This window comes from Embleya sp. NBC_00888, from assembly GCF_045207655.1.
In the GTDB taxonomy this organism is placed as follows: domain Bacteria; phylum Actinomycetota; class Actinomycetes; order Streptomycetales; family Streptomycetaceae; genus Embleya.
The window spans coordinates 1,424,821-1,447,191 of the sequence record NZ_CP108785.1; the positions used below are offsets into that span (position 1 = coordinate 1,424,821).

Genomic DNA, 22,371 nt, shown 5'->3' on the forward strand with positions numbered 1-22,371 from the left:
CGGTCACGAATGCAGCACTCGGGAAGGGAGAGTGTCGGCGCGTGCACGCACCGTGCCGACGCGGTGCCGGGATTCAGCGCATGATGTGGGCGCGGACGTGCTTGCCCACGGCGTGCTGTTCGACGGTCCACCCTGTGCTGAGCAAGTCGAGCAGGCGCAGCCCGTAACCACCCTCGCCGTCCGCGGGACGTTGGAGTACGAGGAGATCGCGGGCCCGATCCCCCACCCCGATCTCGACTCCGTCACGGGTGCGGGTCAGCGTCAACTCGGCCTGGCCGTAGGCATGGCGGATGACGTTGCCCACGAGTTCCGAGACGATCTGGACGACATCGTCCGCGCGGTCCTGGGTCCATCCCCAAGCGCCGAGGACGTCTCGGACCGTGGCACGGACCTCGGCCAGGGTGCCGGGGGCGTTCGACACGACCCAACTTCGGGTGGCGGCGGACGGGTTGGCGGGCGGGGTGGTCATGTCCTGGCTCCAGCCGCTCCTGGTGGTTCGGTTGGGCGTGCGCGGTGTCGATTCACCGGCGTTGCCCGTGGGGACTCGGCGAACGGCGCGGCCCTGTACGGCTCCTGCCCGGAGTCCGGCACGGCCCGCCGCCTCGGCACGCTCGTGGGGTAAGGGGACCGGACCGATTGCCGCTCACGGCTCACCGAGTGTGGTATCCGAGATACCGGAGATGCCCGGGGCGGTGTTGCCGTGGTAGCCGCCGGTCCGGGTGCGGTGGTCATGGTCGTCGCGGTGCTTGTCCTTGTCGAACTCGGGTGAGTTCTTGATCTGTTCCCTGCTGTAGGCAACGTGGACGACCTTGTTCTCCGCGTCGATGCTCGCGATCGTGCCCGCTGGGAGCAGGACGTGCTTGCCAAAGATCCACGCACCGGTGTCCACCACCAGGTACGAGGTGTCGACGTCGTCGTTGTGCTTGTCGACCTTTCCCATGTGGCCGTCGAAGGCGTCCACCTTGTAGCCGGTCAGGCTCGCGCCGGCGGTGTATCCGGACTCGGGACGGTGACCCCACGCGTTGGGCCCGGTGCTCATGGGAACCCTCCTCGGTTCTCGACGAATCCCGCAGCGGGTGGCGGAGCACCATGCGGCCGGAACTCGTTGGATGCAATGGTCGGACGCACCCCTGCCCCGCAGCCCTCACTCCATGCCTCGTTCGCGTCCTCATCGGCCTGGGGCGCCGCCGGGACCCACGGTGAGGGTCTCATCCAGCGCAGCGCTCACCCGGGTGAGCGGTGGGGCGCCTTTCACCGGGCTCGTCCTCCGCCGGATCCACCGTGCGGCGAGCCTGGACGGCGGCCGCATCACACCGGGTGGCGGAGTCGGTGCCGTCAGGGTCGGCTGAAGGTTGCCGCGGCGATGCTGGTCCGCGTGTCCTCCAGACAACGGGACTGGGCTTCGGCGCGGTCCAGGAGTTCGTCCAGTTCCTGTGCGGACAAACGCCGGTCGTGGTCGGCCACGGCGCGCAGGCTTCGCCAGCACGACGCCTTGCCTTCGACGCCCATGCGCATGGTCTCGAGTTCGATGACGCTGCTCAGCGGCGAACGGCCGAACAACCGGCCGTTGGGTTTCAGTCTCCCCGCTCGTTCCGTGGCCCAGGCGAGGGCGGCTTTCGCGGGTGGTGGCGCGATCCCCAGGTCGCTCATGATCCGCTTCAGCGACCGGCGATCCTGGGCCACCTCGTCCGCGATGGCGGACAGCGCGGGCCCGTGCACCCGGCCCCTGTGGTTGCGAGCGATGCGGCGGGCGAGGTTTTCGCCGCCGGTGGAGCCGGCGAAGTGGTCACCCAGGTAGATGCGAAGCAGGCGCGCGGCGTCGGTGTCGTCGCCGGAGGACGGCTTCACGGGGTGCTTGCGCCGCCGCGCCTGCTGGAAGGCCGTGGGTGGCGCCGGTCGAGAAGGTTGTCGCCGCGACGGATCCGACATGGGGGGCTCCTTCCGGATGGGCTACATCGTCAGGCCCGGGTACCCACTTGGAACGACTCGATACCCCGACCCGTCACCCGTGCGTTGGGTGGAAGGAACGGCACGTTCCCTCCGGGCCGGTCCGGCCGGCCGCATGCGCGGGAAACCGTGCGCGGCCGCCTGCGGCACGGCCCGGCGGGAGCGGCGACGCGTGCGCCCACTCGTATCCCGGGCTTCGCGCGAACCGACGCCCGCTCCTTCGGCCGGGCGGGTGCCCTGCTCCGCCGCTTCCGGGGCCGCACGGTCGGCGTCGGTGAACACCGTCGCCTCCCGCCAGGGTCCGCACCCGGAGCGAGGTCGGTCGGACGCGGCTCCGGGCGTCGGCGGTCGCGGAAGGCCGCGGCGTGGGCGGGGCTTGCCCGAAGCCCACGCCAGGGTTCGCTCCGATGGATGTTGGTCGATGGTCTGCGGCGTGCGTTCCGGTGCGCCGCGGGGCGGGCGCTGGTGGGGAGCGGCATGAGCGAGCCGACGGCTGACGACCCGTCGCGGATCGGGCCGTTCCGGATCGAGCGGCGGCTCGGCCAAGGCGGCATGGGGCGGGTCTACCTCGGCCGGTCGCCGTCCGGCCGGGCGGTGGCGATCAAGGTCGGCCGGCCCGAACTCGCGGACGACGCGGACTTCCGGCGGCGATTCACGCGCGAGGTGGCCGCCGCCCGGGCGATGAGCGGGGCGTTCACGGCCGCCGTGGTGGACGCCGCACCGGACGCGCCGAGTCCGTGGCTTGCCACCGTGTACGTCGACGGCATGTCGTTGTCCCAAGCGGTGGCGGCCCACGGCCCGTGTCCGAGCGCCGAGTTGCGGATGTTGGGCGCCGGGCTCACCGAGGCGCTCGCCGCGATCCACGGGGTCGGGGTGATCCACCGGGATCTGAAGCCGTCGAACGTCATGCCGGCCCCGGACGGGCCCGTGGTGATCGACTTCGGCATCTCGTTGGCGTCCGAGGCGAGCGCACTCACCCTTACCGGCAGCACGGTCGGCTCGCCGGGCTTCATGTCGCCCGAGCAGTGTGGCGGGCTCGCGATCGGACCGGCCACGGACGTTTTCGTCGTCGACCCTGCCGGCCGCGACCTGATCGGTTCGTGTCGGCCTTGGAGGCGAACCCGGGAGTGATTCGGCCGTGCGCGCCGCCGGCGTAGCGGCGTACCGCTCCGCGGCCGACGGCTTCCGCCGCCGCGCGCGGGACCCGGGCCCTCGGTCGAGTCGTGGCCGATGTCCGCAGTGGTGTCGTCCGAAAAAGGCGGGCGGGGCTGCAACCTTTGGGGCTGCTCGCGGGCTACTACAGGCGAAAGGTCTTCGGTACGCGGCGGAACGGGGAACGGATGGACAGGGCCGAGAGGCACCACAGGCGGCCACACGGCGCGGTGGACGAAGCGGGCGGCGGGGACGACGCCGAGTTCAAGGAATTCGTGCTCGGCGCACGGACCCGGTTGTTGCGGACCGCCTATCTGCTCACGGGCGATCACCACCGCGCCGAGGACCTGGTGCAGACCGCCTTGATCCGGGTCTACCGGCGATGGCGCCGCATCGACCGGGGCATGGGTGCCGAAGCGTACACCCGGCGGGTCGTGGTCAATCTGCACAACTCGTGGTGGCGGCGCAAGTCCTCGCGTGAGCAGAGTCGGGCCGAACTGCCCGAGGGGGCGGTGCGCAACGCGCATGCCCTGGTCGAGTTGCACACCGACATGTGGGCCGCGTTGGCGACGCTGTCGCCGCGTACCCGGGCGGTGTTGGTCCTTCGCTACTACGAGGACCTGTCCGAGGCGGAGGTCGCCCGCATCCTCGGCACTCCGATCGGCACCGTGAAGAGCCAACACTCGCGTGGCCTGGCCCGGCTGCGCGCCGTGCTCGGAGCGGAGCAGTCGGCGTCGAAGTCGGCCGAGTCGCCGGCCTCGGCGCGGCCGACCGAACCCGCGAACGGCGCGACCGGCTCCCGGCCCGTCCCCGCGCGGACCGTCGCACACACCTGAGGAGGAACGTCATGGAAGACAACAGCGCGGTGCCGGACCCGGTCGTCACGCGTTTGGCGGCCACCCTTCGGGCGCACGCCGACACGGTCGAGCACGCCCATCCCGGGTACGAGAGCCTGCGGCGGGACATCAGGCGGGCCCGGCGGCGCCGATTGGCGGCGTGTACCGCGGGCGTCGCGGCGATCGCCGTGGCCGGCGGCATCGCCTTCACCTCGAGCGGCGCGGCCCTGGGCGACGGCTCGCCCGCAGGCGACCGGCGGGCTTCGTGGAGCGGGTGCCGGACGGACGGGGACGGACGGGCCGTACCCGCAGGCGCCACGAAGGCCCTGTTGGCACGCGCGATCAAGGACTACGGGCCGACCGAGGGTCGCGACGCGGCCCAACGAAAGCTGCTGGAGGCCATCGTGTGCCAGGTGGACCAATGGGCGCACGGCAGCGACGGTCTGAACTATCGGGTGATGTGGCGAGGCACCTTCGGATCCGGCGCGACCGGGGTCGTACTGCGCGTCACCCGAGGGTCCGACACCGTCGACTTCGTCGACACCAGTTATGGGCGGCGCAGCCATACAGCCGTTCCGGCCGAGCGAGCGAACGAGGCTTCCCGGCTGGTCTTCGAGGCGGGCCGGACGGCGTGGGAAATGTGGGCTCCCCCCGGTTCCGCCGTCGAGTTGTACGAGGCGCCGACGAATCGCCTGATCGGGGCCGGTACGGCGAACGACAAGGGCTACACGGCGATCTTCTCGGACCGGGCGATCGACCCGGCCACGCCGACGCGGGCGGTCACCGTGCTTCCGTCCGGAATCCGCGAGGACGGGCCGCTCCCGTCGACCCGCACCACCCCCGAGGAGTGCCGAGTCCTGTTTCGAACCCCCACCTGCGAGCCGACCGACCCGGTGCCCCCGGCAGCCGGGCAACAGGCGCCCACCATCCGGCAGTAGCGCCACCGGCCACGGCACCGACCCTACGCGGACGGAGAGTTCGCGCGGGGTCGGTGCGGTGGCCCCGCGTCGCCGGGTTCGCGGACGGACGTGGCACGGGCCGCGCGGCCGATGTCGTCACTCCGGTGTTCAGGTGTGGAGGCGGCGGCAGAACTGCGCCCGGAGTAGATCGGTGAAGATACCGATGGGGTCGTCCCACCCGTCGTCGCTCCAGTCGCCGTTGACGTTGGTGGTGACCATCTGTTCGCCATCGCGAGCGCCATAGGTGTAGGACCACGATCCGAAGAGCGCGCCACCCATGCCCCAGACCGTCTCCCCGCAGGGCAGTCTCACCGAGGAAACGCCGAGGCCGTAGGCGGAGTCGGAGATCCAGTCGCGGGTGGGCACGGTGCCGAACATCTCGCGTTGTCGGTCCGCCGGCAGTATCCGGCCTCCCAACAGGGCGCCGAAGAATCGGTTGAGGTCCCCGGCGGTGGAGATCATTCCGCCGGCGGCCCAGAACATCGATGCGTCGAACTCGGTCGCGTCGTGGACCGGCGCGCCGGGGTCGGTCCGGAAGAGTTTCGTGTAGTGCCGGGAGTGCGGCCCGTGGATCGTCGGGTCGCTGCCGCGTGGCAGATACGTGCCGGCCAGGCCGAGCGGGCGGGCGATCCGCTCCGTGATCTCCTCGGCGAGCGCGCGGCCGGTGGCCCGTTCGACGATCATGCCCGCCAGGACGTAGTTGGTGTTCGAGTACGCCCAGCCCGAGCCCGGTGTGAAGGTGGGCGGATGGGATGCGGCGATCCGCACGAGTGACTCGGGGGTGTGGGTCTCGGAACGGTTCAGCGCTTCCTGGTCATCGGTGTAGTTGAAGATCCCGCTGGTGTGGTTGAGCAGCATCCTGATGCCCACCCCGGCACCGTCGTGGTGCCGGCCGTGAACTGCGCCGGGCAGCCACCGTTCCACGGTGTCGTCCAGGCTGAGCCTGCCTTCGGCCGCCAGTTGCAGCACGACGGTGGCCACGAACGTCTTGCTGATGCTGCCGATGCGGAACCGGTCCTGCCGTGAGCGTGTGCGGCCGGTTCGGGTGTCGGCCACTCCTGCGGTCCCGAACCACTGCCGGTCGCCGTCGCGGACCTCGGCGAGAATGCCGGGAAGGCCGCCTCGAGTCACGGCTTGCCGAAGCAGGGACTGGATGGCCTCGTAACCCTCGGCCTCCGATGCCGGCGCGGCCTCGGATACGGCGCCCACATCCATGGCCGGTTCGGCGTCCGGTCCGCTGCCATCCGTACGAGCGGTGTGTCGGTGCATTCGTTCTCCTTGTCGCGGGCAACGCGAAGATGGCCGCCCGGCCCCTCTCCACGGCGTGATTCGTTGGCCCACCGGCCCGTTGGCCACCGGCCCCTGGGCGCACCGGCTCGCACCCCAGGCTTGGGCCCGGCGCCCGTGCGATCCGTCGCGTACGCCTACCGGGCTCTGCGCACATTCCGGCCGGGGCACGCCCGCGAGCCGTGTCGGCTTTCGGTGCTCAGCGGTCCCGGCTGTCGAGCGTCTGCCGCGCGTGGTCCGCCAGTTCGGCCTGATCGACACCGGCCAGGGCGAGCGCGCGCGGCACGGTGCCGATTCGGGCTTGCAGGATCCCGAGTAGCAGATGTGTCGACCGCAGGTCCTTCTTGCGGGCGAGGGCGAAGCTCCGCTCCAGTGCGAGTCTGGCGGACGCGCCCATCCTGGGCTGCTCGCAAGCGTGGCTCGGCCGGGGAAGGTCATAGGCGGCCGCAGACACTCCGATCATGCCCAGACTGTGCTCGAACTCCCGGTCCAGTGCCTCGCGAACAGCAGCGCGATCGAGCCCGGCCGAGGCCAGCACCTGCTGTGCGGTGGACCCCTGATCGGCGGCGATCGACATCAGGAGATGGTGCGCGTCGATCGTCGCCGACCCGTCCTCGTGGGCCTCGTGCGTCGCCCGCACGATGACCTCGTGCAGGTACTTGTCAAACGCGCTCATCGCCGCGTCTCCTCAGCTTGACTCCGGCGGCGATGAGCCGCTTGGCGTGCTTCTTGTGGACGGCTTGGCGGGTGATACCGAGCGCCTCGGACACCTGTGGCCAACTCCAGCCCGCTCGCATGGCCTGCTCGACGGCGGCGTCCTCCAGTTGATCGGCGAGGCGCCGCAACGCCACGACAGCCGCCAGGCTGTCGGCGGGCTCCTGAGGAAGGGGATTCTTGACGGCCGACATACAAGCAACTGTAGTTGACCAATGGAGATAGTCAACCCGAGTTGCCAAAGATGAGGACGGGTCTGGTGGCGGTCGACGCACTCCGGAGGGCTCGGCGTTCGACGGGGCGGCGCCCATGCCCCTGGGCGGGACGGAGTGGGAGTGGTGGCCGCCGCGGAATCACTCGGGACAGATCCTGTTGCACTTGCCGTCATCGTCGCGCGGCCATTCGCAGCAGGCGTGGTGGGCGGATCGCTCGACCTTGTCGCGATCGATGAACTCCGTGACGACGCGACCGTCCTCGACACGCGTGACCCCTACTTGCTTGCCGAAGTCGATCCTCAAGATGTCGAGTTCCAACCTTCTGCAGGTCACCGCGTACCTGCCGGCGGCCTCAGGGTACTTGGCGAACAGCTTGCCGACTTCGTCGAAGAAGTCGGGGTCGCGCTCCGGCCCGCAGGCGGGCTTGGTGTTCATGGTTGCGGTGTTCATGGTTGCGCTCCTCGGCGTCGAGTGCTCGGAGCCCCAAAACCATGGTCTCCCAGCCTCGAACCCGGTGCCACCGAGCCCAGGAGCGTCCCCCGCGCCGCAATGGCGAGCAGTACGCAGATACACCGACTTCGAGCACACGGGCGGCGCCCCGCCCCGACCGGCAACGTCGGCCGTCACGTCGTGGCGACGTTGATTCGCGCCGGAATCCGGCCGCGCGTGCTGCTGCGCGATCCCGGCCGGCGGCCGGCTCCCGACGTCCGGGAGGAGGTGGACGCGGTGCGGGTCGACCAATACGACGTCGACGCGGTGGTGGCCGCCACCAAGGATGTCGACGCACTGTTCCGGGTGGACCCGACCCCCGGCGGCGAGGATCCTCTCGCCGACTACGCCCGCGCCACCGAAAGCGTGGTCCGCGCCGTCACCGCCAACCGGATCGGCCGCGTCGCCTCCAAAGCGGCGTCGGCGCCGAGAAGCGGCACGGCGCCGGCGAGATCGACGGCCTGGCACACACCGAAACCGCCCTGGACGACACCGGCGTCGACGTCACCCACCTGCGCTGCGGCTACTTCTTCACCAACCTCGAACTGCAACCCGACGCCCTGCGCGCCGGCCTCCTCCAGGTGATCCTTCCGCTCGACCGGCCCATGGCCCGGGTGGCGCCGCACGACATCGCCGAGGTCGCCGCCACCCGTCTGCTCTCCCCCGACTGGTCCGGACGCCACGTACAGGCCGTGCACGGACCCACCGACCTCACCTGGCGACAGGTCGCCGAAATCCTCACCGTCGCCACCGGCCGCCGGATCGACGTCGAACGCATCACCGACGACGCCATGCGCGACCTGCTCCACCAAGCCGGGATGACCGACGGACCGGTCGAGGCCGTGCTCGGCATGTCCACCGGGCTACGTGACGACTTCGTGCCCGAACAACCGCGCACCATCCGGACCACCACCCCGACCACGCTCGCCGCCTGGGCCCACGAGCATCTCAGGCACCGGATCGCCGACACCGCGGCCGCCCCGGCCGACCCGGCGGCTCGGCGCCCGGCCGCCCGAGGCGGGGACGACCCGCGGCGGTAACGCCCGGGGGCGTCGGATCCGTTCGCTACGGAGTGGACATCGCTTCCGGGACGGCCTTCGCGCCCCGGATGTCACCCGATCCGGTCGGACGGGGGCCGTAGGCCCGGCGTGCTCCGTACGCGACGAGCACGACCGCGAGGCTGCCCAGGCTGGTGAACAGTTGCGTGCGCTGGTCGTCGATCACCGCCATGGCCACGAGCACGGCGACGAAGCCCGCCATCACGATCCAGGTGAGGTAGGGGAACAGCCACATCTTCAGGGCCAGTCGCTCCGGAGCCTCGCGCTCCAGCCGCCGGCGCATGCGCAGTTGCGAGGCGCCGATCATGACGTACATGAAGATGGCGATCGCGCCGGAGGAGTTGACCAGGTACGTGAACACGGTGTCCGGCGACAGGTAGGCGAGCACCACCGAGATCCAGCCGACGACCGTACCCGCCAGGATCGCCCGGACCGGGACGTTGCGCTTGCTGGTCTTGACCGACCACTTGGGGGCGTCCCCGTGCGAGGCCAGCGCGAAGAGCATGCGCGAGGACACGTACACCGACGAGTTGAGCACGCTGAGCACCGCGGTGAGGATCACGACGTCCATCACGGTGCCCGCGCCGGGCAGGCCGATGATGTCCCACGCGGCGACGTACGGGCTCGCCAGCACCTCGGCGCCGTCCCACGGGACGATCGTGACGACGAGGAAGATCGAGCCGACGTAGAACAGGATGATCCGCCAGATGATGCCGGTCGTGGCCCGCGCCACCGAGCGCTCGGGTTCCTTGCTTTCGGCGGCGGCGATCGTGACGATCTCGGCGCCACCGAAGGCGAAGATGACCACGACGATGGCGGAGAAGATCGACGTGAAGCCGTTCGGCGCGAAACCGCCGTGCGAGGTGAGGTTGGAGAAGTCGAACGAACTGCCCGGCCACGCGCCGAACACATGCAGACCGCCGACGACGAGGAACGCGATGATCGCGGCGACCTTGACCGAGGAGAACCAGAACTCGAACTCGCCGAAGGACTTCACCGACAGCAGATTCGTCGCGGTCATCACCGCCATCAGGGCCATCGCCAGCACCCACAGGGGCAGGTCGAGCCAGGCGTGCAGGATCGCGGCGCCCGCGACCGCCTCCACGGCTACGATGATCACGTAGTAGTACCAGTACAGCCAGCCGATCGTGAAGCCCGCCCAGGGCCCGATGGCGCTGCGCGCGTAGTCCGAGAACGAACCCGAGGACGGTCTCGCGACGACCATCTCGCCGAGCATGCGCATCGTGCACAACACCAGCGCGCCCGCGAGACAGTAGGACACGATCGCGGCCGGCCCGGCGGTCTTGATGACGCTGCCGCTGCCGACGAAGAGACCGGCCCCGATCGCCCCGCCGATCGCGATCATCGCCATGTGCCGATTGCGAAGGGAGCGGCTGAGTTGGGGTTGCTCGGTCGGGGGTGTGTGCTGCGACATGGAGACTCCTGCAAGGCGGGGAACGGGGAGGCAGCGGGAAACAACGGCGTGGGGGTGCAGCGGTGAGCCGGTACGGACGCCCGAACGCGGCGAAGGCGGGACCGGTCAGGTCCAGTCGCCCTCGCGGCCGGCGCCGATCACCCAGGTCAGTGCCCGGAACCGGCGCAACGCCTCACGGGCGTCGGGGGCTTCCAGGCGGACGGTGCGCGGGCCGACGACGTCGACCCCGCCCATCGCGCTCGCGCGTTCGGCGAGGTAGGGGCTGTCCACGTCCACCTCGACCAGATGCGGGGCGGGCGTCGCGGTCGGCCGATCCGGCGGGCCCGCCAGTGCGGCGGCGGCCTCGCGGCGGATGTCGGTCGCCGTCGCGGCCGGTGTGCGGCAGATCGCCGCGTGGCGGGAGATCGCCGTCTTGACCGTGACCGTGCGGCAGCCCGGCGCGTACTGTCCGGCCTCGGCGCAGGTCAGGTCGTCACCGGTGACCAGCACCACCGGGACGCCGGCCTCGGCGGCGACGAGTGCGTTGAAGCTTCCCTCGTCGACGGGGCGTCCGTCGACGCGTACCGCGAGCACGCTGTGCGAGAGGTAGGTGTGGGCGAGCACGCCGGCCTCGCCCGCCCCGGTGTGATAGCCGACGAACGCCACTGCGTCCACGTCGAGTTCGAGTCCTTGCAGCATGCCCAGCGGTTTGTTGCGACCGACGATGAGCACCGCGCGCGGGTCGAGTTCCTCCAGGAGCACGTTGTCCATCCCGCAGTGCGCGTCGTTGACGATCACCTCGTCGGCGCCGCCGTCCAGGAATCCGGCCACGGCCGCGTTGACGTCGCCGGTGAGCAGGCGTCGGAAGCGTTCGTAGCGCGGGTTGCCGGCGCGCACGTCGGCGGGCAGCACCGTGCCGGTGGCGCCCTCCATGTCGGCGGAGATCAGGACGCGGGTCATACCGCAACCTCCTCGGGGTCGGGACGGTCGTGCTCGGACCGGTTCCCCGAGGGAGGCGTGGACACCAGGTCCACCAGGGCGTGCACGTGCGCCGCGCCGCTCTCCTGGACCACTTCGCGAACGGTCTGCGCCGCGCGGACGGTGGCCAGGCGCACCTCGTCGTCCACGACGCGGTAGCCGTACACCGCCGGTCGGGGCAGTGAGTTGTAGGCGAAGTGGGACGAGAAGTAGTAGGCGCCGGTGTCGTACAGCGCGACGACGTCGCCCGGTTCGAGCAGTGGCAGGGCGCGGCCGACGGCGGTCAGGTCACCGGCGAAGCAGCACGGCCCGGCGACGTCCTGGATCTCCTCCGGCGCGTTCTTGGGCCGGCCGTGCGCGTCGAACGCGCCCACCCGCAGCGGCCATGCCTGGGGCATGAACACCGTGCGGGTGGCCACCTGGGCGCCCGCGTGGGTGATCGCGATCCGTCGGCCGCCGGCGCTCTTGGTGTACTCCACGAGCGAGGCGATCGTGCCGTTCTTGGCGAGCAGCGAGCGGCCGAACTCGGTGACCAACCGGTAGCGGCCGTTCAGGAGTTCGGGTACGGCCGTGCGCAGTTCGGCGACGTAGTCGGCGAAGGTCGGGTCGTCCTCGTCGCCGGCGAAGTTCACCGGCAGGCCGCCGCCGATGTCCAGGCCGGTGATCTGTCGGCGGCCCAGGACGGAGTTGATGTGCTCGGCCAATTCGTAGGTCGCGCGCAGGCCGGCGGCGATCAGCGACAGAGGGCAGCCCTGGGAGCCGACGTGCGCGTGCAGTCGGTTCAGCCACGGCCTGCGGGCGAACGCCTCGACCACGGCGTCGACGGCGCCCGGGTCGCGCAGGGCGATGCCGAACTTGGACGTGGTGGTCGCGGTGCTCATCGCGCCGATCGTGCCGGCGCCGACCTGCGGGTTGACCCGGATCCCGATCGGTCCCGCGGCCGGGCGCTCGGCCACGATCGCGTCGATGCGGGCCAGTTCCTGGAAGTTGTCGACGTTCACGGCGATGCCGTGCGCGAGGGCGTACCGCAGTTCCTCGACCGTCTTGGCGGGGCTGTCCAGGACGAGCCGATCGGGGGTGAACCCGGCCGCCAAGGCCTGCTCCAGTTCACCCGGCGAGGCGACCTCGCAGCCCATCCCCGCGTCGGCGAGCAGGCGCAGGACCGGGACCAGGCCGCACGCCTTGGCGGCGAACGTGTGCAGCACGGGCGTGTCGCCGAACGCGGCCGTCAGCGCGCCGACCGACGCCCGGATACCGTCCACGTCCAGCAGACCCACCAGGGGCTGCTCGGGGCCCAGCAGGCCCTGCTCGACGACTCGGGCCAGGGCCGCCTGTCGGGCCGATCGACGCCGTCGGGCCACTGCGGAAGTCACGTCCACCACACCTCGAAGATCTCAAGTGTTCGCGGCCCGTTCGAGTCGCATGCACAGCTTGGATCCGGGCGTGAGCGGGCGTCAGCGTCCGGCGCGACCAAAGGAGGACGCTTCGGTCGTTTGCCTCGACAAGAAAATGATCATGAAAACGACCGCCGACCCCCGCGACTCACCCGTGCTCCCGGTGGGCCAGGCGCAGTCCGATGTCGGCGAGCAGTCGGCCCGTCGGGTCGTCCAGGTCGACGCCGAAGAGCTCCTTGGCCCGGCGCAGCCGATAGCGCAGGGTGTTCGGGTGCACACTGAGCCCGCGCGCGGCGGCCACGGTGTCGCCGAAGGCGCCCAGGTAGGCGCCGACCGACGCGGAGTACCCCGACCCGTGCAGACGGTCGTGCTCGACCATCGCGTACACCGGTCCGGCCATCGGCCACAGCGGCTCGACCCGGTCCAACAAGCGCACCAGGGCCGCCTCCGACACCACGTCGGCCGCCGACGCCGACGCCGACGCGGACACCCCGGCCGCCGTCGCCCGCTCGCGCAGCACCCGCACCACGATCTCGGCCTCCTCGCGCGCACCGGGCAACTCGGCCGGCCGACGCGCGATGGGACCGACACCGGCGAAGACCACCGTGCCCGGTACCGACCGGGCCGTGGCGACCAGGTCGCGCGCCGGGTCCGCGTGCGCCTCGCCCGCCGGCGTCAGCACGAACAACCGTCGACCGGCCCGCGCGGTCACACACCCCGGACGAAGCGCCGCCGCCTGCAACGCGAGTACGTCGAGCACCCGCTGCTCGGCGGACGTGGGCGCATCGGACGCGGACTCCGTCGTGGGGCTCTCGTACGCCTCGACCACGATCACTCCGTACGGCCGGTCCGGGCGCACCCCCACCGTCCGGGCCGCCTGTTCGGCACCGGCGCCGCCGCTCAGCAACGCGTGCACCGCCTCCTCCCGACGGCGCGCCGCCTCGCGACCGCGGGTCTCGTGGTGCACCAGGTGCGGCAGGGCCGCCCGCGCGGCGGTGCGCAACGCCGCCGCCGCGTCCGGCGCGAGCGGGTGCCCGTCGGCCGCGGCCCAGATCGACCCGAGCACCTCGCCGCCGTCGCGCACCGCGATCGCCAACCGCTCCGCGTAGCGGTCGTCGGCGGGCAGCCGGACCACGTCGTCGGTGCCCCACAGGGTGCGGAAGAAGCCGCTCTCGCGCAGTTCGGCCACCCGCCAGCGGGGCACCTCCTGGTTCAGGATGGTCGCCCGGCGCATGGGATCCGGTTCGTGGTCCATCCGGGAGTAGGCCAGCACCCGCGACTGCGGATCCTCGATCGTGATCGCGCCGCCCACCAGGTCGGCGACCGTGTTGGCCAGGCCCGACAGGTCGCCCGGGCGCAGGCTGTCGACCGCGGCGAGTTCGGACGGGCTGCTCTGCGCGCAGGCGTTGCGCAGCAGGCCGAGCACGTCGGTCCAGCCACGTCCGGGATGCCGGGTGAGCAGGGCGATCCCGCCGTCTTGGGCCGCCTCGACCGCGGCGGGATCCGCGCCGGCCGCACCGCGCCGGATCACCAACGCGCTCGCCCCCGCGCGCCGGGCCGCCCGCACGGCCTCGACCGCACCGGGCCCGCGCGGCTCCACGCCGACCGCGAGCAGGATCATCCCGGCGAGCGTCGACCCGTCGGCGTCCTCGTCGCCGAGGTCGTAGAGGGTGACCCCGTTCACCGGCACCTCGGTCCCGCGCGGCGCGACCACGACGTCGAGGATCCCGGGGTCGATCAGATCCAGCACCCGGGCCAGCGTCGCCGCGGCGCGACGGCCGGAGGATTCACGCTCGCTCATACGTCCATGATCGCGTGCGTGGCGACGCACCGGTGGGACCGGCACCGCTCCCCCACATCCTCGCCCGCCCCGACAGGCGTCCCGGCAACCTCGCCGGGTCCGGCACGGACGCGTCGGACGCCGGCGAGGCGAACGATCGTCGGATCGAACGCGTCGATGCCGCGCGGGCGAGCCGGCCGATGCCGGCCCCCTCCGGGCCGGGATCCGCCGGGGACGAGGACATGCCCACGCGCGGCCGTGCGCCCGTCGGGTGGCGCGCGGGCTCCGCCGGTACGACAGCCCGGCGGGACGAGCGTCGTTCCGGCGCGGTAGAACGGTGGGATCCGATGTCGAGAACCGGGCCCATTGCCGCACGGGGGAGCCGAGACGGGTGGTCGGCACGCGATGTCCCATGCCTGAACCGACGTTCACCCCGGGGGGAACCCATGGCCGCAGATTTCGAACTCCGCTCCGGGGATTCCTCACAGCACGACGCGCGGCGGCCACCACCGGCAAGGGGTCCACGCTCGATCACGCTCACCGGCGTCGGTGCCGCGGCCGCCGCGCGCCGGGCCGCACGGGAGTTCCTCGCCCAAAGCCCCGGGGTCGCTCCCGGCCTGGCCGACACCGTGGAGCTGGTCGTCAGCGAACTGGTGACCAACGCGATACGTCACGCGACCGGGCCGTGTCGACTCGAACTCGCCCATGTCGACCGCGGTGTGCGGGTGTCCGTCCACGACGACGCACACACGGCACCCGCTCCCCGGGGTCACGGTCCCCTCCGCGTCGGCGGGCACGGCCTGGAACTCGTACGCGCCCTCAGCGCCGACCTCGTGGTCACCGCCACCGCCACCGGCAAGACCGTCACCGCCCACATCCGCGCCCCCGACACCCCACCACCCCGGTGAGCCACCTAGGTCCGGCGCAACAACAGGAGGGCGATGTCGTCGCGTTCGTCGCCTTGGAGCGCGGACAGGAGGTGGTCGGCGAGGGCTGCCAGGTCGGTTCGGGGTGCGGTGTCTCGAACGGTCTCGGCCCGCAGCCGCTCCATGCCTTCGTCGAGGTCGCTGCCGCGCTCCTCGACGAGTCCGTCCGTGTACAGGAGCAGGGTCGCCTTCTCGGGCAGTTCGAATCGAGTGGTTCCGGGTCTGGGCAGTTCGAGGCCGAGCAGGGGGCCGCCGGCCACGAGGTAGTGCGCGCGGCCGTCCTCGGTCAGCACCAAGGGTGGCAGGTGGCCGGCGTTGGCCATGTCGATCACGCCCGTGCGGGGGTCGAACATCAGGACGCACACCGTCGCGGTCTCGTAGCGGTGGTAGCGCGTCAACATGGTGTTGAGGCGTTCCAGGATCGCGTCGGGCTCGTGGCCGTCGCTCGCGTAGGCGCGCAGGCCGTGGCGTAGTTCGCCCATGATGGTCGCCGCGTGCAGGGAGTGGCCCGCGACGTCGCCGATGGCCACGAGCAGGCGGTCGTCGATGGCGACGGCTTCGTAGAAATCGCCGCCGATCTCGGCTTCGTCGGATGCGGGACGATAGCGCACCGCGATGTCCACCAGGTCGGATACCGGGAGCACGGACGGCAGGAAGGAACGTTGCAGGTCCAGGGCCAGCGCGTGTTCCCGGGCGTAGGAGCGGAACGCCTCGACGGCGAGGGCTCCGGTACGGGCGAGTTCGCGCAGCGCCCGCGTCTCCTCGGGGTGTCGGGCGGCGTCCGCCGGGACGGCGAGGGCGGTCGGTGGGCGGGCGGTCTTCGTTCGGCACATCGACAGGTGGACCGGGCCCGAGGCGAGGCTGTCCGGGAGTGTGCGCAACCACTCCTCGGCGGTGATCACCACCGACGTCGAACCCGTTGCCTCACCGAGGTCCGTGAAGCGGGACAGGGTGTCGAACAGGGCGGGGGGAACGTTGGCCTGCTTCGGCTCGACGCCGTACTCGCCGATCACGGTGCGACGGGCGCTGTCGCCCGGCCCGTCTATGTAGGAGGCCGCCGGCGCTCGGCTGATCAGCGAGGCTCCCGTCGCGATGGCGTTGCCGAGTTCCTCCAGGGTGGCGGCGGCGTTGACGAGCATGGTCGCGCGGGCGAGCTCGGACAGGACGAAGACCCGGTGTTCGGCACGGCGTCGGGCACGCGAGTAGCGCAGCGCGGCCTGAAGGGTGGCCAGCAGTACTTCGGGCTCGATCGGGTCGATGAGGTAGGCGTCCGCACCTCGATACAGGCCCTGGGCGCGGTCGCTGACGGTGATCGCGGAGGCGGAGACGTGCACGACCGGCGTGGAGGCTGTGCGGGCGTCGGACTTCAGGCGTTCGCACACCTCGAAACCGCTGGTGTCCGGCAGCCGCACATCGACGATGGCCACGTCCACGGGGTCGCCGTGGTCGGCCGCGCCGAAGGCCACGTCCAGCGCCTGGGCGCCCGTCTCGGCTTCCAGGACACGGTGTCCGGCGCGCCGTAGCCAACTGCCGATGATGTAACGCTTGGTCTCGGTGTCGTCGACGACCAGGACGGTGGCGGGGCCGTCGTCGAGCACGGGGTCGTGCTCCGTCGCGGCGCCGGGTTCGAGGGCTCGGGTCACGTGCCGTCTCCGTCTCCGGCAGCGTCATCGGCCCGCCGCGCCGTGAGGGTGTCGGCGATTCGTTCGGCGGTCAGTTCGCTCTTAGACAGGATGTTCGCGACGGCGGCCTGTGCCGGCAGTACCGATCGGTCGAGGGAGGTCACCACGACGACCGGTACCCGCGACAGCGTGCCGTGCGTCGCCAGTCGCCGCAGGACCTCGAATCCGTCCGGGTCGGGCATGTGGAGGTCGAGGAAGATCACGTCGGGCGGGTCCTCGGCGGCCAGCGCGAGTCCGCGGGTTCCGTCGGCCGCCTCGGTCAGTCGGGCGACGAGTCCCTGGGTCAGGCCGCGGAACAACTCCCGGAAGGCGGGGTCGTCGTCGATCAGGAGGGCGTGTTCGGCTCGGGTCGGGGCGGTGGTGCCGTGTAGCGGAAGGCGGATCACGGCGGTGGTTCCGACCTGCGGGGTGCTCTCCAGGGTCAGGGTGCCGCCGAGCAGGCGGGTGAGACCGCGGGCGTACGGCAGGCCGAGGCCGGTGCCGGCGGCCCGCGCCTGCAAGGGCCCGGGGATCTGGTAGAACTCCTCGAAGACTCGCGAGGCGTGGTCGGCGGTGATGCCGATGCCGGTGTCGCGGACGGTCAACACCAATCGGTTCGCGAGCGCGTCGTGCTCGGCGGTGAGCACGACCTCGCCGCGCGGGGTGAACTTCAGGGCGTTGGACAGCAGATTGCGCAGGACGCGCGTGAGGATGACCTCGTCGGTGACCACCGCGGGCGGTCGGTCGTCGGCGTCGACGCGGAACGCCACGCCCGGCGCCGCCATCGGGCGCATCACGCCGTGCACGTGGGTGAGCAGTTCGACCAGGTCCACCGGGGCCAGCGAGGGCTCCATCCGACCCGACTCGGCCTTGGCGATGTCGAGCAGTTCGTTCACCAGGGTCAACAGGGTCGCACCGGACGAGGCGATCAGCCGCGTCTGCCGATGTTGTTCCTCGGTGAGCGGGTCGCCGGCCGGGTCCAGGAGCAGTCGGGCGAGGCCGATCACGGAGTTGACCGGGGTGCGCAGCTCGTGGCTGACGTTGGCCCAGAACCGGGTGCGGGTCTCCGCGATCTCGCGCAACTGGCGGGTCTTGTCCTCCAGTTCGGCGTACAGCGCGACCACGCCGGTATTGGTCTCCGCGAGTTCCCGGGACAGTTCCGCGTACAGGGCGAGCACGCCCTGGTTGGTTTCCTCCAGTTCGCCGTTGAGGCGCAGCAGGTCCTCCTGGCGGGCCTGGAGGTCGTCCAGCGCGCTCATCAATTCCTGGTTCTGGGAGCGCAGTTCCTCCAGCGCCCCGCGCGGACTCGCGGCGGCGACCGCGGTCCGTGCCCCCTCCACGTCACCGGGGCGGAAGTCGCCCAGGCGCTTGCGTACGACGATGCGACCGTCGAGGCGTTCGACGCGTTCCACCAGCCGTTCCGCGGCACCCGCCGTCGGCAACGGCGCGTTCGGGGTGTCGGGACTCGGCGTCTCCCAGGTGATCTCCACCACCAACGAAGGGGCGACGCCGTCGAGTTCGACGCCGAAGTCCACCACAGCCGGACCGACGGCGTCGATGAGTTCGCGGCCGATCTCGCTGAGGGCGGTGGCCACCCGAACGCGATCCTGTCGCCCCAGGCCGACTGCCTCGGCGACATCGCGCGCGAGTTGGCGCACGATGAACACGTCGTTGGCGTCGACGAGTGGACACCGGATGAGCGTGGTCGACGTCGGCTGCCACTCGTACCCCGCGTCGTCCACCATCAGCCGGACCGTCGTGGTGCTCGCGCCACGACGACGCAGGCGTCGTCGGAACGGGTGCCCGCGTCCCGCAGGAGCGTCGCCGCCACCACGAGCGGAGTGTGCGACGTCAGGCCGGGGGCGTCGGGGACGCGTCCTCGGTCGGTCAGGCCGTCGGAGTGCAGGACGACCATCGCGCCGTCGGGCAGGTCGTACTCGAACACCCGCCGGGTGCGGGCGTGTTGGCCGGCGATGCCGGGCAGGGGCGTCATGCCTCTGCGGCCGAAGTCGCCGAGGATCGTGCCGGAGACGTTGCCGATGCCGCAGAAACGCACGACACCGGGCGCGAGTTGGGCGATCGAGACCGCGCCGCCTCGGGTGCCGGCCATCGCACGGTGCAGCCGATCGGCGTGCGCGTCCGGTCGCCCCGCGGGAGCGGCCACGAAGGCGTTCACCGCCACTTCCGAGGCGCGCGCGGCCAACGGACCGTGGCCCAGGCCGTCACACAGCATGACGGTGGTCACGTCGTCGTCCACGCGCACGGCGTACGCGTCGCCGCACACCGTCTCGCCGGCGATCGCCCGCTTCAGTCCGCCCACCTCGTCCAACGGCACCCCGCGCGCTCCTTCGGCCCGAAACCGCAACGCCAGCGTGACTCCGCGGCCGGGCACCGAGTACAGGTCGGCGTCGTCGGCCAGGCGCAGGATGCCGCCCAGGCCGATCCCCAGAGTGCCGCCGCTCGAGTTGCCGTCCATGCTCGCCCACGCCACGTCGGAGATCCCGGGGCCGCTGTCGGCGGCCACCAACTCGACCGCGACGGACTCGCCCACGGATATCGACCGGAGCAACAGCGCGCCGTCGTCGGCGTGTCTGTGCAGGTTCGTGGCGGTCTCCTGGGTGGCGATCCCGATCTCCTCGGCACGGACGGCACCGAACCCCACACGGAGCGCGAGCGCGACGGCGGCTCGCCGTACCGCCGCCGGCATGCTCGGCTCGCCATGCCGAAACCAGGTCGGGTCCGTCGCGAACGCGGGCCCAAGGGACGCGGGGCCTTCGTTGCTCGTGGGTCCGCCGACGCCGGGCGTCATCGGGACCACTTGACGATCTCCACCTCGGTACCGGTCCCCACTTCGGTGTCGATACGGAAGTGGTCGACGAGTCGGCGTGAACCGCTGAGCCCCAGGCCCATACCGTCGCCGCTGGTCCAGCCGTCCGTCAACGCCTGGTCGAGGTCGGGGATCCCCGGCCCCTCGTCGACGAAGCGCACCCGCACCCCGCGCCGCCGACCCTCGGCCACGAGACGCATGTGCGCCGTTCCTCCGCCGCCGTGGATGAGCGTGTTTCGGGCGATCTCACTGGCCGCCGTGACCAGTTTGGTCTGGTCGACCAGGGACAGGCCGATGCGCTGCGCCAAGTCCCGCACGGCCTGACGTGCCCGTACCACGTCGTCGTTGCCGCGGATGGGCTGGGACAGGACGTCCGATTCCCCGCCCGCCGGGCCCGCGATCGGCGCGGTCATCCGCCGGACACGTCGAACGAGAGGTCACCGTGCCGGTCCGTCCGTCGACGGGCCAGGAGCGCCAGACCCTTCTCCAGGTCGAGCGCGGTGTGCACCCCGCCCATCGACAGCCCCAGTTCCACCAGCGTGATCGCGACCGCGGGCCGCATGCCCACCACCACGGTCTCCGCGTCGAGCATCCGCGAGACGGCCGCGATCGTGGCGAACATGCGGCCGATGAAGGAATCCACGATCTCGACGGCGGAGATGTCGATCGCCACTCCGTGCGCCCCGGTCTGCACGATGCGTTCGGAAAGGTCCTCCTGGAGCGCGAGCACGCTCTCGTCCTGCAGGTCGATCTGGATCGACACCAACAGGACGTCACCGATCTTCAGGATCGGCACACGTTCCATCACGACCTCCCCGCGTGCGGCCGGGGCACCGCGATCCCGCTCCGGCGCAAGGCATGCGACAACGCGTCCGCGAGGGTCGCCTTGGTCGTGATGTCCCCGAACTCGATACCGAGAGCGACGATGGTCTGCGCTATTTGCGGGCTGATGCCCGATATAGTGCATTCCGCGCCCATCAGGCGTGCGGCCACGATGGTCTTCAACAGGTGTTGGGCGACCTGGGTGTCGACGGCCGGGACACCGGTGATGTCGATGATCGCCTGTTCCGAACCGGTGTCCACCAGGGCCTGGAGCAGCTTCTCCATCACCACCTGGGTACGCGCCGAGTCGAGGGTGCCCACCAACGGCACCGCGACCACGCCGTCCCACAACTTCACGACCGGGGTGGACAGCTCCAACAATTGCTCGGTCTGATCGGCGATGACCTCCTCGCGCGCCCTCGAGTACGTCTCGAAGGTGTACAGGCCGAACCCGTCCAGCAGCCGCCCCAGCCGGTGCGCCGCCTGGTAGTTCGACAGCGAGGCACGGTCCGTCGCGACGAGGTCGAAGACCACGTCCTTGAGCCCGAACACGCCGACGGCGGTCTCGGACGGCGTGAAGCCCTGCCGGGCCCGATTGCGGGACAACTCCGACAACAGGGCTCGCAGCTCGCCGAACGACTCGCTCCCGGAGTCCTCCGGCTCGTCGTTGCGCACACCGGCCTCGAGTCCGGCGACCAGAGCCGAGAACAAGTCGCGCAACTCACCGGTCGCCTCGGTTCCGGAGACGCGCCCACGCAGGGTTGCGACCACCTTCGCCGACCACCGCTCCGTCACGATGACCTCGTTCGACTTCAACAACTCCAGGGCCCGCAGGCGAACCCCGATGGCGCCGTCTTCCGCCACGCCGCGCTCCCATCACCGATTGATTGTCACAGGACAACAAAGACTAGGGCATCGGGTTCGACCGCCCGCATGGCGCTCCCCGTCCCCACCGCGAACCGGGACCGCCCCCCGACGACCCACCCCACCGCTCGTGCACGAGGATTCGCGGCCCTCGGCAGATCGCCGAAAACCGGGGATGGCGTATCCACCGCCCAGGCTTCCCTCGACGGATGACGACTGCCCCGAGAGTTGGGATACATACCTCGGGAGGGAACCGGGCCGCGTCGGGATACAGCGCCGTCGACGCGTGCGGGTGTGGCGAGGACCGGCTGGGCCGAGATGGTCGGAAGTCATCGAACCCGGCGGGCCGCCTCCCCCGATCCGGGGCCGACTCAGCGCCCCGTACAGGTCGGATCGTCGACGATCACCGCGTTCGCGGGGATGATCACCTCGTCCTCCCCGATCGACACGGACCCCTTGGTCGTCGCGTAGGCACGCTTGCCGGGCCCGACGCACTTGGTCGCGAGATTCCCGAAACCGTCGGGGAAGTCGAACACCTCCGCGGGGCCGTCCTCGCCTCGACCGTCGAGCACCGGTCCGTCGGCCTTGCCGCGCTCGTCGTAGTACTCCTGCGAACAACCGGCGACGCCGCCGAGGGCCAGACACATCGCCACGATCAGCGCGCACCGCATCGCGTTCAGCCCGCGCACGTGCCGTCGGGGACGATCTGCACGTTGGAGGGACCGCTCGCGTTCGTGGTCACGTAGGCGCGAAACCCGTGGCCGACGCACTTGGTCGCGAGATTCCCGAAACCGTCGGGCATGTTGAACACCTGGGCCGGAGTGTCGTCGCCGCGCTGGTTCGCCACCGGGGCATCTCCCGTGCCGCGCTTGTCGTCCTCCTCGGCGCACCCCGACAACAACAGCACGCCGACCACCGCGAAAGGCACGACGCCCCATCCGACTCTTCCCACGACTCCCCCGTCCCCCGCATCGCGCGTCCGAGGGATCAACGTCGCACCCGCACGGCCGGGCCACCACAGGGACTTCCCCACACACGCGCGCAACGA

Annotated in this window: 23 protein-coding genes and 1 pseudogene; 5 read left to right on the top strand and 19 right to left on the bottom strand. The window is 71.2% G+C overall.

Features of this window, described 5'->3' with window-relative positions:
- Positions 1–73 precede the first annotated feature (73 nt).
- The 3 genes from OG948_RS40515 to OG948_RS40525 all read right to left on the bottom strand — a co-directional run bounded on the left by OG948_RS40515 (position 74) and on the right by OG948_RS40525 (position 1,929).
- Positions 74–469 (bottom strand): ATP-binding protein, encoded by a 396-nt coding sequence (locus tag OG948_RS40515; RefSeq protein ID WP_331769975.1) that lies wholly within the window; start codon positions 467–469, stop codon positions 74–76.
- A 174-nt stretch (positions 470–643) separates the two neighbouring features.
- Entirely contained in the window at positions 644–1,039 is a 396-nt protein-coding gene (locus OG948_RS40520) for a PRC-barrel domain containing protein (RefSeq protein WP_331769976.1), read from the bottom strand.
- A 296-nt stretch (positions 1,040–1,335) separates the two neighbouring features.
- Positions 1,336–1,929, bottom strand: a complete 594-nt coding sequence (locus tag OG948_RS40525) for a hypothetical protein (RefSeq protein ID WP_331769977.1) — start codon at positions 1,927–1,929, stop codon at positions 1,336–1,338.
- 495 nt (positions 1,930–2,424) lie between these two features.
- Here OG948_RS40525 and OG948_RS40530 point away from each other — a divergent pair, with 495 nt between their 5' ends.
- The 3 genes from OG948_RS40530 to OG948_RS40540 all read left to right on the top strand — a co-directional run bounded on the left by OG948_RS40530 (position 2,425) and on the right by OG948_RS40540 (position 4,873).
- Complete coding sequence (locus OG948_RS40530; protein WP_331769978.1) at positions 2,425–3,078, top strand: serine/threonine-protein kinase; 654 nt, start codon at positions 2,425–2,427, stop codon at positions 3,076–3,078.
- A 209-nt stretch (positions 3,079–3,287) separates the two neighbouring features.
- Positions 3,288–3,935 carry a SigE family RNA polymerase sigma factor gene (locus OG948_RS40535; protein WP_331769979.1) on the top strand — a complete coding sequence of 216 codons (648 nt, stop codon included), beginning with the start codon at positions 3,288–3,290 and terminating at the stop codon, positions 3,933–3,935.
- A gap of 11 nt (positions 3,936–3,946) precedes the next feature.
- A complete protein-coding gene (locus OG948_RS40540; protein ID WP_331769980.1) occupies positions 3,947–4,873 on the top strand; it encodes a hypothetical protein in 927 nt (308 codons plus the stop codon).
- A 129-nt stretch (positions 4,874–5,002) separates the two neighbouring features.
- Here the strand turns inward: OG948_RS40540 and OG948_RS40545 are convergent, their stop codons facing one another.
- The 4 genes from OG948_RS40545 to OG948_RS40560 form a co-directional block, all read right to left on the bottom strand.
- Positions 5,003–6,163, bottom strand: coding sequence for a serine hydrolase domain-containing protein (locus OG948_RS40545; protein WP_331769981.1), 1,161 nt, complete (start codon positions 6,161–6,163; stop codon positions 5,003–5,005).
- A gap of 217 nt (positions 6,164–6,380) precedes the next feature.
- Positions 6,381–6,857, bottom strand: coding sequence for a Clp protease N-terminal domain-containing protein (locus OG948_RS40550; protein ID WP_331769982.1), 477 nt, complete (start codon positions 6,855–6,857; stop codon positions 6,381–6,383).
- Positions 6,844–7,089 (bottom strand): hypothetical protein, encoded by a 246-nt coding sequence (locus tag OG948_RS40555; protein WP_331769983.1) that lies wholly within the window; start codon positions 7,087–7,089, stop codon positions 6,844–6,846. Before OG948_RS40555 ends, OG948_RS40550 begins: the two co-directional genes overlap by 14 nt.
- A gap of 159 nt (positions 7,090–7,248) precedes the next feature.
- On the bottom strand, positions 7,249–7,560 hold the full coding sequence (locus OG948_RS40560; protein ID WP_331769984.1) for a hypothetical protein: 312 nt from the start codon (positions 7,558–7,560) through the stop codon (positions 7,249–7,251).
- 99 nt (positions 7,561–7,659) lie between these two features.
- Between OG948_RS40560 and OG948_RS40565 the strand changes: the two are divergent.
- A pseudogene (locus OG948_RS40565) lies at positions 7,660–8,639 on the top strand (NAD(P)H-binding protein).
- 25 nt (positions 8,640–8,664) lie between these two features.
- On the opposite strand, the gene OG948_RS40570 reads toward OG948_RS40565, so the two are convergent.
- The 4 genes from OG948_RS40570 to OG948_RS40585 form a co-directional block, all read right to left on the bottom strand.
- On the bottom strand, positions 8,665–10,092 hold the full coding sequence (locus tag OG948_RS40570) for an amino acid permease (RefSeq protein ID WP_331769985.1): 1,428 nt from the start codon (positions 10,090–10,092) through the stop codon (positions 8,665–8,667).
- 105 nt (positions 10,093–10,197) lie between these two features.
- Positions 10,198–11,031: a M55 family metallopeptidase gene (locus OG948_RS40575; RefSeq protein ID WP_331769986.1), complete on the bottom strand. Its 834-nt coding sequence runs from the start codon at positions 11,029–11,031 to the stop codon at positions 10,198–10,200.
- Positions 11,028–12,422 (bottom strand): diaminopimelate decarboxylase, encoded by a 1,395-nt coding sequence (locus OG948_RS40580; RefSeq protein WP_331769987.1) that lies wholly within the window; start codon positions 12,420–12,422, stop codon positions 11,028–11,030. Before OG948_RS40580 ends, OG948_RS40575 begins: the two co-directional genes overlap by 4 nt.
- Positions 12,423–12,591: 169 nt before the next feature.
- Entirely contained in the window at positions 12,592–14,244 is a 1,653-nt protein-coding gene (locus tag OG948_RS40585) for a helix-turn-helix domain-containing protein (RefSeq protein WP_331769988.1), read from the bottom strand.
- A gap of 425 nt (positions 14,245–14,669) precedes the next feature.
- Between OG948_RS40585 and OG948_RS40590 the strand changes: the two genes are divergently transcribed.
- Complete coding sequence (locus OG948_RS40590; RefSeq protein ID WP_331769989.1) at positions 14,670–15,131, top strand: ATP-binding protein; 462 nt, start codon at positions 14,670–14,672, stop codon at positions 15,129–15,131.
- A gap of 5 nt (positions 15,132–15,136) precedes the next feature.
- Here OG948_RS40590 and OG948_RS40595 read toward each other — a convergent pair whose 3' ends face one another.
- From OG948_RS40595 to OG948_RS40630, 8 genes are all read right to left on the bottom strand, one after another.
- Complete coding sequence (locus OG948_RS40595) at positions 15,137–16,792, bottom strand: fused response regulator/phosphatase (protein WP_331769990.1); 1,656 nt, start codon at positions 16,790–16,792, stop codon at positions 15,137–15,139.
- Positions 16,789–18,555 (bottom strand): ATP-binding protein, encoded by a 1,767-nt coding sequence (locus tag OG948_RS40600; protein WP_331769991.1) that lies wholly within the window; start codon positions 18,553–18,555, stop codon positions 16,789–16,791. Before OG948_RS40600 ends, OG948_RS40595 begins: the two co-directional genes overlap by 4 nt.
- Positions 18,555–19,619: an ATP-binding protein gene (locus OG948_RS40605; RefSeq protein ID WP_331769992.1), complete on the bottom strand. Its 1,065-nt coding sequence runs from the start codon at positions 19,617–19,619 to the stop codon at positions 18,555–18,557. The genes OG948_RS40600 and OG948_RS40605 overlap by 1 nt, the downstream gene beginning before the upstream one ends.
- Complete coding sequence (locus OG948_RS40610) at positions 19,616–20,050, bottom strand: anti-sigma regulatory factor (protein ID WP_331769993.1); 435 nt, start codon at positions 20,048–20,050, stop codon at positions 19,616–19,618. Before OG948_RS40610 ends, OG948_RS40605 begins: the two co-directional genes overlap by 4 nt.
- Positions 20,047–20,442: an STAS domain-containing protein gene (locus OG948_RS40615; protein ID WP_331769994.1), complete on the bottom strand. Its 396-nt coding sequence runs from the start codon at positions 20,440–20,442 to the stop codon at positions 20,047–20,049. Before OG948_RS40615 ends, OG948_RS40610 begins: the two co-directional genes overlap by 4 nt.
- Entirely contained in the window at positions 20,442–21,323 is an 882-nt protein-coding gene (locus OG948_RS40620; RefSeq protein ID WP_406300565.1) for an STAS domain-containing protein, read from the bottom strand. Before OG948_RS40620 ends, OG948_RS40615 begins: the two co-directional genes overlap by 1 nt.
- Positions 21,324–21,694: 371 nt before the next feature.
- A complete protein-coding gene (locus OG948_RS40625) occupies positions 21,695–22,012 on the bottom strand; it encodes a hypothetical protein (protein WP_331769995.1) in 318 nt (105 codons plus the stop codon).
- Positions 22,000–22,275: a hypothetical protein gene (locus tag OG948_RS40630; protein WP_406300566.1), complete on the bottom strand. Its 276-nt coding sequence runs from the start codon at positions 22,273–22,275 to the stop codon at positions 22,000–22,002. Before OG948_RS40630 ends, OG948_RS40625 begins: the two co-directional genes overlap by 13 nt.
- Positions 22,276–22,371 lie beyond the last annotated feature (96 nt).